Here is a 14,088-nt window from a genome sequence, read left to right on the forward strand (position 1 = left end):
GGTCAGGGCTCGACAGGATAGTCGGCTTGAATGCTTGGGCAGTCGAAAGTCTGTTCGTGTCTTTTAAACGTCTGGCTTCTTTGCGGTTTACACCGGTGTTGCCGAATGCTTGGCTGTACTTCTGGATGATTGGGGTTTCCGGATGACTGGGCCTGCCGCTCATCGAAAACTCAGTGGTCGCTAGATTCGAACCTGACTACGGAGTGTTCGGCAACGTTGGTCATCCGTTGTTGATCCACCAGTCGCAGGTTTCGATCAGCCTTTGCTTCACCGTCGTCGACGACTGCCAGCCCAATTCGTTGGTTTGCCGGCCAATGTCGGCGACGATGCGTTTGGGCTGCCCCTTTGGGTCGGGCAAGCTATCGAATTGAACCTGGTCAATCCGCCCCATGTGCTGGGCTAGGATGGTGACGATGTCGCGAATCGACGTGTCCTGACCTGACGCCAGATTAATCGGTCCTTGAATGCTGGATGTCGCTAACGCCGCGAAGGCGTCCCCCAAATCCTGCACACTGATGAAGTCCCGAATCAGGTTCCCGCTGTCAAACGGCATCGGCTCGTTTGCGCACAAGCGACCAATCAATTTGGGAATCAACCGTTCGACCCGCTCGTGTGGGCCAAACGGACAAAAAACACGTCCCCACGCCCACGACAAATTTTTCACGGCTGCCCATTGTTCTAGCGTGCGACGCAGAGAATCCTTGGCAACGCCGTACAGCGTATTGGATTGCTCGTTGACGCCCTCGGTCAAATTGGCATCGTCACCCCAACTGTATTCAGCACTGGTACCAGCGGCCACGATGCGTTTACCACCGGATTGCTGAAACGCTTGAAACAGTTTCAAGCTGGCCGAAACCCAATCCAGGTTCTTGGATGTCGTCCAGTAGGTACCTGGCGTTGTGTCCCATGCGGTATGCACCAAAGTGTCTGCGTTGGCCTGTGCAACCGTGCTTGCGATCGCGGAATGGTCCAATAGATCACCAGTGATCCATCGCACATCGCTTTGGCCCGCCGTTGATTCGTGGCAACTTGCTGCGTTAGGGCTACTGCTGACGGCAATGACTTCGCAGTCGCGCGCAGCAAGCGCTGGCAGGATCCAGCGACCAATGAAGCCAGTCGCACCGGTGACTAAAACTCGCATTGCTCCCAATCTGGCGCGGTAGCATCTTTTTCAGACAAGATAGGATCCTTGCACGGCCATTGAATTGCGACCTTCGTGTCATCCCAACGAAGGACTCGGCCAGCATCGGGAATGTATTCGCCTTCGATCAAGTAGGCGATGGTCGTGTTCGGTTGCAACGTAATGAAGCCGTGACCGCATCCCGCCGGAATCAACACGGCGTTTCCGCTCGCTGCGGACAGTTCCGTCGCGTGCCATTTGCCAAACGTGCTTGAATCCGCTCGCAAGTCGACCATCACGTCCCAGGCTTTACCGCTGATACAGGAGACCAGTTTGTTCTGCCCGTGGGGAGCCTTTTGAAAGTGCATCCCGCGCAACGTGTTCGTTCGACTGTTGTAGGAATGATGCGCATTGGTGGGTGCGAACGAGATGTCCTTGGCTTTCAGCAAGTCCTGTTCCCAGAACACTTCGAACGAGCCGCGATTGTCGTTGAACACACGTGTGTTGATCAGCTTGGAGCCGTCGATCGGTAAGTTTTCGACTGTGATCAATATTATTCGTTTGTTCTTAGCGGAGTGGCGCGAGCCGTCGATTCATCTGGTAGTGGGATTCGCCAGAATTCCTTTTTTATGCTGCTTGAGCAGCAGGAACTCTGGCGAGTCCCGCTACGAAAGCAGATCGTCTTAGCTCGGGGTGGCCAGGATGTGGTGGTATTGTCCGTTGTGGTTGGCCATGTCGGACAATTGCCCGATTTCAAACCCGTGTTCACGCAAGAATGCGTAAACCGATTCAGTCGACTCACCGAACTGCGGCAGTGCATAGTCGTGGACTTCGATCAACAATTTGGGCCGCACGCGTTTCAGGAAATCGATGCCACTGCGAAGCACGGACATTTCGGCACCTTCCACATCAATTTTCACGAAGCACTTGCCCGGGTTGGTCAGGTGTGTCGTGATCGAATCGAGCGACTGATTTTGAACTTCAATTGTGCCGACCGCATTTTCATTCATCGAAATTGCAGCACTCGGCTCCAGATTGTCTGAGTCAACCTCCATCTGCAGCGTCGGCTGTTCCAGATCGCTAATGGCACTAGCTGTGATTTGGACACGGTCGTCGAAACGATTCAGTGCGATATTGCGACGCAGCAGCCGCAAGTTTTCCGGAATCGGTTCCAACGCGATGACGTTCCCGTTGCTGCCAACGCAGTCGGCCATCAACAACGTATGCATGCCAAAGTTGGCACCGATATCGATCGCCGTTTCACCAGCACCCAGGTTCGATTCGATTCCGTCGCGCACCTCCGCTTCTTGATCGAAATTCCAGCGGCGCAAACTTTCGTCAAAGCGAAAGTCGTGCTTTCCAATGGATCGTGGAACTCCGCGACCGAGGTGGCGAATCAAGAAATAGCTATCACGTAAGAACTTCATTTTCGCTTTAGCCGATTAGCCGGCGTGTTTTCTCGAACAGAGGAATACCAATCAGCTTTCGCAGCATCAACGAACCGGACGAGGACTCGCAACGACTTAGCCAATGATTGGCTTTCTCTGCTGCCAGCTTGGCATATTGGGTGTTATTGGCTTCAATTGCTTGGTTGTATAGACCGGAATACAGTCGCATCAGCGCTGACGCCTGCTGTGGGTTCGGCTCGCGACCGAGTGCCCGCAGGGCTTTGACGTTTTCCTCGGCCGCAGCGTTCACGCCGTCAAACCACTTTTGAATGTCACCGGATTGAGTCCGACAGTTTTCGGTTTGTGTACGGTACAGTGCGGATGCTGATGAACTGAACACGACGCTTCCATGAAGACAAATACCAAACCAAAACGCGTTGTCTTCGGCAAGAAGGCCGTCCAAATGCTCTGGCCATGGATGATCCAAGATCAACTGCCTGTCGACCAGCGCTGCATGAACGGCCCAAGGGGATGCGGCAATGGTCGCATTCGCAATTTCCGTCGGATCTGCCTCACTGGCTGGTCGCTTGGCAACGAAGTCGTTCGGATTTCCGTCGACAAACTCTTTCCAACCACCGGCAATCACCGTTGCATCCGGATTCCGGTTGGCGATTTCAATTAGGTTCGCGAGATGATCGGGCTCCAGCAGGTCATCCGCATCAAGAAATTGAATCCAACGTCCGGTCGAATTCTGAACACCGAAGTTCCTTGCATGCCCTGGCCCTTGTTTCGGTGACGAAGACAGTTGAACACGATTGTCCCGCGATGCAACGTCTCGCACGCACTGGGAGCCAGTATCAGTCGAACCGTTATCGACGACAAGAACCTGAAAGTCTTCATGTGTTTGTGCCAGCAAGGACTCCAGTGTCGCGTTGATATAGTCCGCCTTGTTGTACAGTGGGACCACGACGGAGATTGCAGGCTGGATCACTTTTCCTGCCCCATTTCCGGAACGAAATTTCGCTTTCTGACTTTCTGCAAAACAGGCCGTTCCACAAAGTGCCACGACAACACTGCGAGTGGCAATGTTGCCAATGTTGAAACAACAAACATCTGTGACGGAACGACAGCCGGGAACAAGTTCACCACAGTCTGCTGGATCGGATAGGCAAAGATATACATCCCATATGAATAGTCCCCTACCTTGTTGTAGGAACGAAGGGTGCCGCCCGGCACAAAGCCGAGCCAGAGCACACAATAGCTGCCTAGAATGAGTGACCCGAGGTTCGCGTATCCAAGCAGCGACATAGCGATCCCAGCACAGCTCAGCAGCCCAAATACTGAGCGTTCGATTCTGATTTGGGACTGGAACAGGTACATCACAACGCCGACGGCACCGAATGCTCCCAACCGAATGGCATGCGATCCGTCACCTAAATCTCCGATGAACGCGACGACGATGGCCAAACACAAAGCGAGCGCAACAATGCGCCGCTTCAAGAATCCCAGCAGCCCGACCGCAGCAATCGCAACGTACATCGAAACTTCATACGGCAATGTCCACAAAGATCCGTTCACCACATTCGGATAGGGAACGTCTTCAAACACTCCCGGAAGCGAAAATTGCATCTTGCCGGGAATTAGCAGGCAGTCTTTCACCAAGAAATTGCGAGTAAGCTTTTCCGCAAAGTATTCGGGTGTTGATAGCGAAGTTTGCGATAACCCGACCGGAACGATGCAAAAGACGACCGCGACAAATAGCGCTGGATAGATCCTTGCGACTCTTGCGAGGCCGAAACGACCAAGCGACTTTCGCTGGATAAAGCTTCTTGCGATCAAAAACCCACTGATCGTGAAAAAAGCATTGACCGCAAAATCGCCAAGAGCGAAGCCGAGCCAACGCTTAAACGGATCGCTGAAATCACCTCCCAATGAAAGCGGAAAGCTGTGAGAATAAATCACCAGGATCGCCAAGATGAACCGAACGAGGTTCAGGTTATTGTCTCTGCCTTTCGTGTGTTCTTCTAACACTAAATTTCGCGTTGCAACAACTGTGCTAAGTGTCCGCCGGCACTCATGGATGCTTCCCGAATCTGCGGTACGCGATCGCGTAAATGCGTCCGCAAATCTTGCTCATTGGAAAGCAGGCGTTTGCAGTAAGAAATCAGTGTGTCAATGGTTAGATCGGCAGATGGAATGCACCAATCTTGGGTGTCAAACACATCTTGATTCAATCCTCTTGCCTTGAGACTGTATCCAAGACTGAGAGTCGGAACTCCAGATCCTATCGAAGCAATTGTGGAGTGCGTGCGAGCACCGACGAACACACGACACTTGCCGATGATCCACTTTGATTGAGCAGCGTTAAGCGTTGGAGGTATTAGCGTAATTCGCTCGCGGTCACTGGCGGTCACTTTTTCAAGTATCCGTTCCATGAGGAACAAATCGTCGCTTCCAACATGCTTTGACATCACATGCGGTACAAGCACGATACTGGCATCAGTTTCCCTCAATAGTTTGTAAAGAAAATCCACGCAAAAACCTATGAACACTTCAAGGTCTGCAGGTGTGATTTCCCACGGCATTTTTGACGACGACCGAAACTTCTTCGCCACGAGCGGCGACAAATTCACTCCGATTGGATCGTCTTTCACAAGTTCTTGAATCTGCTCAGACGGAGCCGTGGGCTTCAACAAGAAGGCAGGGTCGGCAACCTGCCGAACATTCGCTTCCACGCCAATCGATTTCAGATAATCTGCGCTGAAAGACTCGCGGACAAAAACTCCAGTCAACTGCGAAAGATGACGTTTCATCTGACTCTCGAAATCTGGCGAGTCAGAAAAAGGACCAATCGAAGCTCCCCAGATAGCGACAGGGACATTCTTGGACTGAATGAAATTGTCCATTTCTAAAAAGTGGCCGGGGACCCCATAGTCCAACGAATAGTTGTCGCCACCGAGTTCAAGGGCAACTACCGCTTTCGCCAAGCGTCGTTGCAACGGAGAGTGTACTCCGGCGACATTCGTGCCCAGGCGTCGGTTTGCCTGATCTGCAAACCAGTCCGCAGAGAATCGTGGCTTCGCTACGCGAAGCCCGAAATGCGAAACTCCGTGGTCTGATTCTTCTTTCTGCTGAGCCTGAAGCGTTTCATAATCGGCGTAGATGCCTGAGTCGAACTCGAAATCACGAAATGAATTGGTGTTTCGCAAGATCTCTAGAGTTCCGCGAACAATCGCCTCGCAGCCACGATTTTGATACGAACCGTTTCCAACGAATAGAATACGATCACTCATCCAGACTTCTCCGGTCCTTGGCCCTCGAAAGCAACCATTGCTTTATCCTTGAAAGTTGTTTTCTGCCGTACGTCTTGAATCGGACAAACGCGTTTGGCCGATACAACGCGTCATACTGTTCCAGCAGCGGCTTCATCAAATCGAAGAATTTTTGCAGCGATCCTTCGCCAATTGCCGTCTTGAATGCAGTGTGACTTTGGGCGGCAATCGCTTCACGCAGCTCGAAAATCCGATGTTGCCGAGGTGTCAAGTGATCGGCTTTTGCAGCAACGCGTTTCTGTGGGCGCCAGAGCGCCCGCTTGTCACGTTGAAAGAGACGATAGGAAAGCCCCTCGCGACGATGGCGCAGGCCAGCCTCTTGCGATTGAACGACAACGTCTGGATCTACACTTGCCAAAGCAAGTTCACCGCGAGTAACACCGGCATCAACCAGACGCCGAATCACTTCATTCCGTACGACAACGACATTCGATCCCCGACTGTCATCTACATATTCGGACAACCAGGCATCGCCAACGGATATGTCGGCCGTTTCTCCAACGACATCGTCACAGTAATCACAGGCGGTGTACTTGAAGAATCCATATCCCCAACTGCTGCCGGAGTACTCTAGATTGGAGCGACAATGATCAATATCAGCTCCCTTTACAGTAATGCCATAGTTGCTGGCCGGACGATCAGGCAACTTCGTTCTGAAGTTTACGGATTCAAGTTGGCCTGGCTTGATTCCTGCTTGCCACGCAAAAAAATCTGCGAATCGACTGCTTTTTAAATGGCCGCAAAACAACGCGACTGTAAACGCAACGCGATCACCAATCTGCGCATCTTGCGATGCCAGTAGGCGAAGCCCCTTGATGAAGCAAGGCAACCCGACAACTGCGTAACGCCCGCCCAGCTGGCGAAGCTGCTGTAGGACCTTTGACATTTCGACGGGATAGTAACGCGATTTCGCTCGCGCCCGAATCTCCTGCTCGGTCTTGGAAATTGTATAGGCGAACGGAACCCCATCTCGGTCGTCTGCCCCACTGACATGCAAAACGCCGTCGATCTCCCCGCTGTTCAACAACTCGACAAGGACCCAGGTCCCCATTCCACCTGAGCTGCCAGCGTCTCGGATACCCGGCACACTAACGTGCCCGGCGTAGCAATCGGCGTAGTACCCAATGCCTTGCGTGTACCCAGTCGCGGCTGGATACAACTCTTTCGCTATCTGATCCTCATCTGGAACGCCATCGCCAAACGGACAAACAACTGCAGCCTTGTCATCGGCCTGTTCGCCACTCGATACGGCCGTGTACATCCCGCTGTCACTCAACGCGATCGAGTAGGTTTTCGGATTCGCCGACGCGCACATGCCGCAGCCAATGCACATGCCGTTGTTGATTACTGTGCTTTGCAAACTCATGGGCGACGGACGCTGCTAGGAAGATTCTCCCAAAGCAACCCCAAACCAAAACGAGAGGCAAGCGTGTGGATCTTTCCGTTTACAAAGAGCCGATCCTCTTGATCCATAACGAAGCGATAAAGAAGGAGTGAGTACACAACCGCCAGGGATAGCGACACACTAATGATGTGAAGCCAGGAATCGATCACGATGATGTTGCTTGCTGACCAGGCTGCACCAGCGAGCATTCCCGCAAACAGAGACAGACGAATCAGCGGCGTCAGAAAAGTCCGCCAAGAGTGGTCAATATTGCTCGCCGCGTAGATGGGAGTGAAAATCGCATTTTTCAATGTAAGAACAATCACACCCGAAAGTGCTACACCAAGAATCCCAAGCGGTGTCCGAGTCGCCAAGGCAATTGCCAGTAACAAGTTGATCACGCCGGAACCGATCGTCAGTATCCCCGGAATCTTTATCTTGTCTGCCGCAATCGAGATGGAGAACAATGGCATGACTGCCAAATTAATCGACAAGGGAGCGACCAACACAATCATTAACGGGGCGAGCTTCGCGAATTCAGGGCCCAGCCAGACACTCAGTACAAATGGCGCTAGCCCACAAAGGATTGCGATCGGAATCGACATGCAGTATCCGACAAATCTTGATGCACGTATCGCATAGCCAGCGACAGCCGGAAAATCGCCTTTCCCGTACAACGCCATGATGGTTGGAGCAAACACAGCAGCCAAGGACATCGAAAAGTTACGCAGCAAGGCGCTCCATTGAAGCACCGCCGCATACTCACCGCCACTCGCAGGACCAAAAATACGATTTACCAGTACCAAATCAATGCTGAGCAGAAGGATGGTTCCCACCTGGAAGACGGAGACCCAAACCCCCGTCGAAAAAAGTCCCTTGAATGTAGCCCACTCTACATTCGACACTCGAAAATAAATCTCGGGCAACAGATGACGCCACGCCAGAAACAACAAGATTGCTTCAACGACAACCGACGCCAAACCGGCGAGCCCGACCGACTTGAGGCTAGGCTCCGTATACCAGAACAAAAACACAATCATGGAAACACGAACAATGTTCCTTGTGATGCTGATTGCGTGGGTGATTTCGAATCGATTGCGGCAAAACGCAGAAACCGAAAACGGCGTAACAAGCGTTGAGACAACAAACGAAACGGCCGTGCAACCGAATAGCCAACGTGCTTGTGCAAGTCCGTCTTCGGGAACCAAAACCAAACGATCCAGAAATGTCGTCGCAGCAACGAGCGCGGTGGCGACAATCGCGGCAATGGAAATACAAACGGCGACGGAAGTATTGAATATCAAATTCGCCTGGGACGCCTCCTTTCGCTCGATTGCCTGAATAAGCGATCGAGAGACAGACGTATTAATTGCGACGGTAAGAATCCCACAGTAGCTGATGATTGTTAGCGAGAGTGGTATCAGCCCGTAGTATGCGGGTCCCAGCTTGTGAATCAGGTACGGCGTTAGCATCACGCCAATGCCTATCGACACGATGAAGCTGAATACCTGCGCAAAGACGTTGACTGAAAACGTGCCGCGTTTGACGCCATCGTTCTCAGAGTTCGTGCCGCTAGCTATGTCGGACTTGCTCACGAAGGTGAAGCGTCTCCAGAGATTACTCGCGCCCACCGAGCCCACTGTTCCGTCATCGCCATTCCAGCGTCAATGTCAAACTGTGGCTGAAACCCCAACATTCGCTTCGCCTTCTCGTTTGAATACTCTGTTTCAGTTGAGAGATACTTTGCGTAGAAAGCGGGCGGTAGAAAAAGTTCGCCTGTTGGATCTGAAGTCTCCGCAGGCGCGGGTGTAGGACCAGTCGGCGATTCGCTCTTCTTGCGAACTAGGCCTCTAGCAAACTTGAGAGGCGTTACGAATCCGGAATCCGTGAGCGCCGAACGGAACTGTGAGTTTTCCTTGAGCGACGCGACAGCTGCGGGGATCAGACTACGTGTCGCTTTGCGCTTTCTTGCTCGAAGTTCCTTACCGAATTCGTTTTCTTTTAGCAATACCATCGAATCCGTTCGACCAAGCATTCGTTGGTAGTGTTCGTAAAACTCACGACGCGTAATGCGGCCCGGCCCCTTTATCATGAAAATTTCTCCGACCGCTTCATCATGCACTCCAGCGCGAAGCAAAGCTTGAACGACATCGTCAACGTATGTTGCGTTCGAGACTCCCTTTCCCTCGTTTGGGATTCCAACCCTTCCGGCCTGCAACTGTCGTAGTGGAGCAATCGTGAATACTGGCCCCCATGGACCATAAACACCAGACACCTGCAACACAGTGCTCTTCAGTCCCTGATTCTTGTGGAGATCCAAAACGACGTTTTCAGCGTCCAGCTTCATATCCGAGTAGTCCCAGCCCCACTTGATACGGGGCTCAGACTCATCGATCAAAGCATTCTTCTTATTTCCATAGACGGCGGATGTACTCACGTTCACAAAACGCTCGACTCCGCATTCTGTAGCCGCTTCCGCTAAAGCTCGAGTTCCTTCAACGGTGATCTCATAGATTTCCTTGGCCGTACCATTCTTTGCGTACGCGAGATGAAACACGATACTGCATCCTCGAATCGCTTCTTTCATCGCGGCCTTGTCAGTCATCGGCGCGAAGACCGTCTTTATCGGAAATCGAGCCATGCGCAGCGCGCCTGCAAAAGGCCGATTGACGAGCGCGGTAACGTCTGCATCAAAGTCACGGACGAGACTCTCTATTAACCGGCCGCCAACGAAGCCTGAACCGCCGGTGACGAAAACCTTGGCGCCACGAGGAAAATCGATATTCACTACTTTCCGCCTCCGATCGCAGCCATCCACGGAAAGTTAAACAGCTTTGGCGAGCTGTAGCACTGTTCAATTAAACGAATTGAACGCATAGCGTCCGCAGCCGTCGCCATCGGTGGTTCGCCTGTACGAATGGCGTGAGCAAAATCGTCAAGCTCCTCTGCCATTATTTCAGCCATCGATTGCACTTGCGCTTCTGGATTTGACATCGGCACAGATCTTCCTTTCAAGACAAGCGCGCCGCTAGTTAGGGAGAGCGTAATGTTGTCACCGTAGAACGGCGCGACCAATCGCCCCTTTTCAAATTCAAACAAAAATCGGTTCTCAAGATTTCTGCTTCGGCTGAGCTCAACTGACCCTTTTGCGCCGCACTGCATTTCCAAATCTACACGACACTCGGACTCGATCCCGCCTTCTGCGTCACACCAGTATTCGTGCGCAACCGGGTCGCCAAGCATCCAGATCAAGGAATCCAGAACGTGTGACCCGAGCCCCATCAAGACACCACCACCTGCTTGTTCTTTGCTTAAGATGAAGTTTGACGCTGACGGCCAAGCGTAGTCGTAACCATTCTCGATCGAAAAGCTGATCAGATCACCAAGCAGCTCGTCCTTGATCAAGTCGCGTAACAAGAGATCACTTCGGAACAGCCTGCGTGTCATACCTGCAGCTAGCAGAACTTTGGTCTTGTTTGCGAAATCAACCATCTCTTGGCACTCAGCCGCAGTGAGTGCGATTGGTTTTTCCAGAAGAACCGGGATCCCCATTTCCAATAGTTGACAAGTAATCGAGTTGTGCGAGCCAGGAGGAGTTGCCACCACGGCTGCATCCGCGAACTTTAAAACATCGGCTAGCTGATCCGACGTATTCGCAACATTGAATTGCTCGCTTAGCTTCTTGGTTCTTTCATGTTGCTTGTCGACAAGCAACGTAACTGCTACCTCGCTTGAGTGCATTGCTCCCGGTAAGTGCCCCTGTTCAGCAATGGCGCCGCAACCGACAATGGCTAATTTAAGTATCATTTAGGATTCGGCTCAATAAACTATAGGGAGACAGAGCGACTCCAGCCCGGCCAGTTATCTCCGTCCGAGTGTAACGAGACGATGCTAAGCTCTTTTCCAATACGCTCAGAGTGAAAAACAGTTGCGTACTCAGCGTGACAGGCTTTGAAAATCTGTACGTTGTTGCTTCGCAATCTCTGTAGTGTGGAGTAGTGCAATCCAGTTCAGCTCGACGGAACTTTTTGCAGAGTCGCCTAGCTAACCATTAGAGTAGACGCATCGACGTAGAGTCGAGTAGATGGCAACCTTGAACAAAGGAGACTGGCTGAGGAGCGTGGCTGGGCGGGTCGGTGACGAAGGCGATGAGATCAGAGTTGCTAGTTGCTAGGACGTTCCTAGGCGGTCGAGTTGGTAGTCGCCGGATAGGATGTTTTGCCACCAGGGTTGGTTGTCGAGGTACCATCGCACGGTTTTGCGGAAGCCGGTTTCGAAGGTTTCGATCGGTTCCCAACCGAGGTCGCGTTTGATTTTTCCGGCATCAATTGCGTAACGCAAATCGTGGCCGGGGCGGTCGGTGACAAACGAAATGAGTTGCGAGTGGCCTTTTTCCCCCTCACCCTGACCCTCTCCCCCAGAGGTGGAGAGGGGAGTTTTGCTTTCTTTCCCCCTCACCCTAGCCCTCTCCCCCGTGTCCGGGGGCGAGGGGACTTTGGGACAGAGCTCATCCATGAGGTTGCAGATTAGATGGACGAGGTCGATGTTTCGTTGTTCGTTGTTGCCGCCGATGTTGTAGGTTTCGCCGGGAGTGCCTTTTTCAATGACGGTTAGCAAGGCACGGCAGTGGTCTTCGACGTACAGCCAGTCGCGAATGTTTTCGCCTTTGCCATAGACGGGGATCGGTTCTCCTCGCAGGCATTTGAGGATTACGACCGGGATCAGCTTTTCAGGGAATTGATACGGGCCGTAGTTGTTGCTGCAGTTGGTGACGATGACGGGCAACCCGTATGTGTCCTGCCAGGCTCGGGCGAGGTGGTCGGAGGACGCTTTGCTGGCGGAGTACGGCGAATGGGGATCGTACGGCGTCGTTTCACTGAACAGGCCTTCGTCGCCAAGACTGCCGTAGACCTCGTCGGTGGAGACGTGCAGGAAGCGGAAGCGGTCTTTGGCATCGCCCTCGAGCGAGCGGTAGTGCTTCAGACTGGATTGCAGCAGGTTGAAGGTGCCGATGACGTTGGTCTGGATGAACTGGCCGGGGCCATCAATGCTGCGATCGACGTGGCTCTCGGCGGCCAAGTGCATGATCGCATCGGGCTGGTAGTCGGCGACGGTGGCGTCGATCGCGGCGGCGTTGGTGATGTCGACTTGAGCGAATTGGTAGGTGGGGGATGACTCGATGTCTGACAGGGACGCGAGGTTGCCGGCGTAGGTCAGGGCGTCGACGTTGAGGACTTGGTGGCCGGCTGACAGGGCCATGCGGACGAGGTTGCTGCCGATGAAGCCTGCGCCGCCGGTGATGAGGAGTCGTTGGGGAGTGGTAGGTGGCATGGGGGAGGATGGCGACAAAGGGCCTTTGTCGCCAACAGCGTTAAAGGGCGGCGAAAGTACAGGTTGTGGGAAGGTTGGGGTGTTGGGGTGTTGGGGTGTTGGTGGGGATGACAGGCTGGAAGCCTATCCCACAGGAATCAGGTCCGAATTCTTGGCGAATCCGGCTACGCGTGGGGCTTGCTTACGCGGCGGGTTGGGAGGGGAGGTGGTGTGCCTTGCTTACGCTGCGGGTTATGACAAATGCTGGCAGGAGGCTGGAGTACTTGCTGACGCTGCGGGTTATGGAAAGCTAGAAGCTAAACGCTAGTTGCTAGAAGCCAATCGCTTCAGCGATTCAACGTCTGCGGCGGTCATTTGTTTTGCTAGCTCGAGCGCGGTTGTCGCGGGGGTCCAGCCGAGTTGTTTCTTGACGTGGGTTGGGTCGCCGACCAGGCGGGTGACTTCTGACGGTCGCATGTACTTGGGGTTTTGTTTGATGTGGTCTTTGTAATCGAGACCGACGCTTTGAAACGCGGCGTCGAGGAACTCTTCGACGCTGTGTGTTTTCCCGGTCGCCAAGACGTAGTCGTCTGGAGTGTCTTGTTGCAGCATCAGGTGCATGGCGGTGGTGTACTCGGGAGCACTGCCCCAATCGCGGCGTCCGTCGAGGGACCCAAGCACGATTTCGTCACTCAAGCCGAGTGAGATTTCAGCGGCCGCTTTGGTGATCTTGCGGGTAACAAAGGATTCGCCTCGGCGTGGTGATTCGTGGTTGTAGCAAATCGCGTTGCAGGCAAATAAGCCAAACGATTCACGGTAGAGCTGGACCATTTGGGTCGCAAAAGTCTTCGCCACACCGTACGGCGTGACTGGTCGCATCGGTGTGAGTTCGTTTTGGGGTGACTTGTCGGGACGACCAAAAATTTCGCTGCTGCTGATGTGCAAGAACCGCGGTTGTTTCTCAAGGTCGCGAAGGATCTCAAGGATCTTTAGCGTGCCCATGCCGGTGAACTGGCACGTTGATTCTGGGATGTCAAAACTGGCTCCCACATGGCTTTGACCGGCTAAGTGGTACAGCTCGTCGGGTTGTGTTTTGACGAGGATTCGTCGGATTGTTGTGGTGTCGTCCAGGTCCGCGTAATGGAGAAACAGGCTCTTGTTGTAGACGTCCTTGTTGTGGAACAGCGGGTCGAGTCTTGATCGAACCGTGTTGCTGGTCCGCCTGACCAAACCGTGCACGGTGTAGCCTCGGTCAAGCAGTTGCTTGGTCAGGTACGAGCCGTCTTGGCCGGTGATGCCAGTGATGAGTGCGGTGGGCATGAGGAGGAGGAAAGGGGCTCAGGGCCACAGGGACTCAGGTTGTATTAGCGGAGTGGCGCGAGCCGCCCGGTGCGTGCTCGGAGGACAGTGGGATAGGCTTCTAGCCTTTTTATACCCCACAACTCATTTGCTTGAATGCCGCGAATGCTTCGACGATGGTGGCGAAACGGCTCATCCCTCGCCACAGCGTTTTCGAGCCGGGCGGGCCCTGCGATTTCTTGTTGATGTATCCAC

Annotated in this window: 12 protein-coding genes; all 12 read right to left on the reverse strand. The window is 53.3% G+C overall.

Annotated elements, in window-relative coordinates; genetic code table 11:
• Positions 1 to 220: 220 nt before the first annotated feature.
• Positions 221 to 1,141: an NAD-dependent epimerase/dehydratase family protein gene (locus tag CEE69_RS05325; RefSeq protein WP_099259653.1), complete on the reverse strand. Its 921-nt coding sequence runs from the start codon at positions 1,139 to 1,141 to the stop codon at positions 221 to 223.
• On the reverse strand, positions 1,129 to 1,671 hold the full coding sequence (locus tag CEE69_RS05330; RefSeq protein WP_158230964.1) for a dTDP-4-dehydrorhamnose 3,5-epimerase family protein: 543 nt from the start codon (positions 1,669 to 1,671) through the stop codon (positions 1,129 to 1,131). The genes CEE69_RS05325 and CEE69_RS05330 overlap by 13 nt, the downstream gene beginning before the upstream one ends.
• Before the next feature lie 132 nt (positions 1,672 to 1,803).
• Complete coding sequence (locus CEE69_RS05335; RefSeq protein WP_099259655.1) at positions 1,804 to 2,547, reverse strand: FkbM family methyltransferase; 744 nt, start codon at positions 2,545 to 2,547, stop codon at positions 1,804 to 1,806.
• Between the two features lie 7 nt (positions 2,548 to 2,554).
• A complete protein-coding gene (locus tag CEE69_RS05340) occupies positions 2,555 to 3,499 on the reverse strand; it encodes a glycosyltransferase family 2 protein (RefSeq protein ID WP_158230965.1) in 945 nt (314 codons plus the stop codon).
• Positions 3,496 to 4,539, reverse strand: coding sequence for an acyltransferase family protein (locus CEE69_RS05345; RefSeq protein ID WP_158230966.1), 1,044 nt, complete (start codon positions 4,537 to 4,539; stop codon positions 3,496 to 3,498). Before CEE69_RS05345 ends, CEE69_RS05340 begins: the two co-directional genes overlap by 4 nt.
• Positions 4,539 to 5,801: a polysaccharide pyruvyl transferase family protein gene (locus CEE69_RS05350; RefSeq protein ID WP_099259658.1), complete on the reverse strand. Its 1,263-nt coding sequence runs from the start codon at positions 5,799 to 5,801 to the stop codon at positions 4,539 to 4,541. Before CEE69_RS05350 ends, CEE69_RS05345 begins: the two co-directional genes overlap by 1 nt.
• Positions 5,794 to 7,206, reverse strand: coding sequence for a Coenzyme F420 hydrogenase/dehydrogenase, beta subunit C-terminal domain (locus CEE69_RS05355; RefSeq protein WP_099259659.1), 1,413 nt, complete (start codon positions 7,204 to 7,206; stop codon positions 5,794 to 5,796). Before CEE69_RS05355 ends, CEE69_RS05350 begins: the two co-directional genes overlap by 8 nt.
• Positions 7,203 to 8,819 (reverse strand): lipopolysaccharide biosynthesis protein, encoded by a 1,617-nt coding sequence (locus CEE69_RS31875; RefSeq protein WP_158230967.1) that lies wholly within the window; start codon positions 8,817 to 8,819, stop codon positions 7,203 to 7,205. Before CEE69_RS31875 ends, CEE69_RS05355 begins: the two co-directional genes overlap by 4 nt.
• Entirely contained in the window at positions 8,816 to 10,012 is a 1,197-nt protein-coding gene (locus tag CEE69_RS05370; RefSeq protein ID WP_158230968.1) for an NAD-dependent epimerase/dehydratase family protein, read from the reverse strand. Before CEE69_RS05370 ends, CEE69_RS31875 begins: the two co-directional genes overlap by 4 nt.
• Entirely contained in the window at positions 10,012 to 11,031 is a 1,020-nt protein-coding gene (locus CEE69_RS05375; protein WP_099259663.1) for a Gfo/Idh/MocA family protein, read from the reverse strand. Before CEE69_RS05375 ends, CEE69_RS05370 begins: the two co-directional genes overlap by 1 nt.
• A 363-nt stretch (positions 11,032 to 11,394) precedes the next feature.
• Complete coding sequence (gene rfbB / locus CEE69_RS05380) at positions 11,395 to 12,555, reverse strand: dTDP-glucose 4,6-dehydratase (protein WP_099259664.1); 1,161 nt, start codon at positions 12,553 to 12,555, stop codon at positions 11,395 to 11,397.
• Positions 12,556 to 12,858: 303 nt separating this feature from the next.
• Positions 12,859 to 13,854, reverse strand: a complete 996-nt coding sequence (locus CEE69_RS05385; protein ID WP_099259665.1) for a GDP-mannose 4,6-dehydratase — start codon at positions 13,852 to 13,854, stop codon at positions 12,859 to 12,861.
• Positions 13,855 to 14,088 lie beyond the last annotated feature (234 nt).

It is taken from the genome of Rhodopirellula bahusiensis (genome assembly GCF_002727185.1).
Lineage (GTDB): Bacteria > Planctomycetota > Planctomycetia > Pirellulales > Pirellulaceae > Rhodopirellula > Rhodopirellula bahusiensis.

Bases quoted from the DNA above. Each gene is read 5' to 3' on its own strand.
- rfbB (WP_099259664.1), bottom strand. From the start codon at position 12,555: ATGCCACCTACCACTCCCCAACGACTCCTCATCACCGGCGGCGCAGGC.
- CEE69_RS05355 (WP_099259659.1), bottom strand. From the start codon at position 7,206: ATGAGTTTGCAAAGCACAGTAATCAACAACGGCATGTGCATTGGCTGC.
- CEE69_RS05375 (WP_099259663.1), bottom strand. From the start codon at position 11,031: ATGATACTTAAATTAGCCATTGTCGGTTGCGGCGCCATTGCTGAACAG.
- CEE69_RS05325 (WP_099259653.1), bottom strand. From the start codon at position 1,141: ATGCGAGTTTTAGTCACCGGTGCGACTGGCTTCATTGGTCGCTGGATC.
- CEE69_RS05350 (WP_099259658.1), bottom strand. From the start codon at position 5,801: ATGAGTGATCGTATTCTATTCGTTGGAAACGGTTCGTATCAAAATCGT.
- CEE69_RS05385 (WP_099259665.1), bottom strand. From the start codon at position 13,854: ATGCCCACCGCACTCATCACTGGCATCACCGGCCAAGACGGCTCGTAC.
- CEE69_RS05335 (WP_099259655.1), bottom strand. From the start codon at position 2,547: ATGAAGTTCTTACGTGATAGCTATTTCTTGATTCGCCACCTCGGTCGC.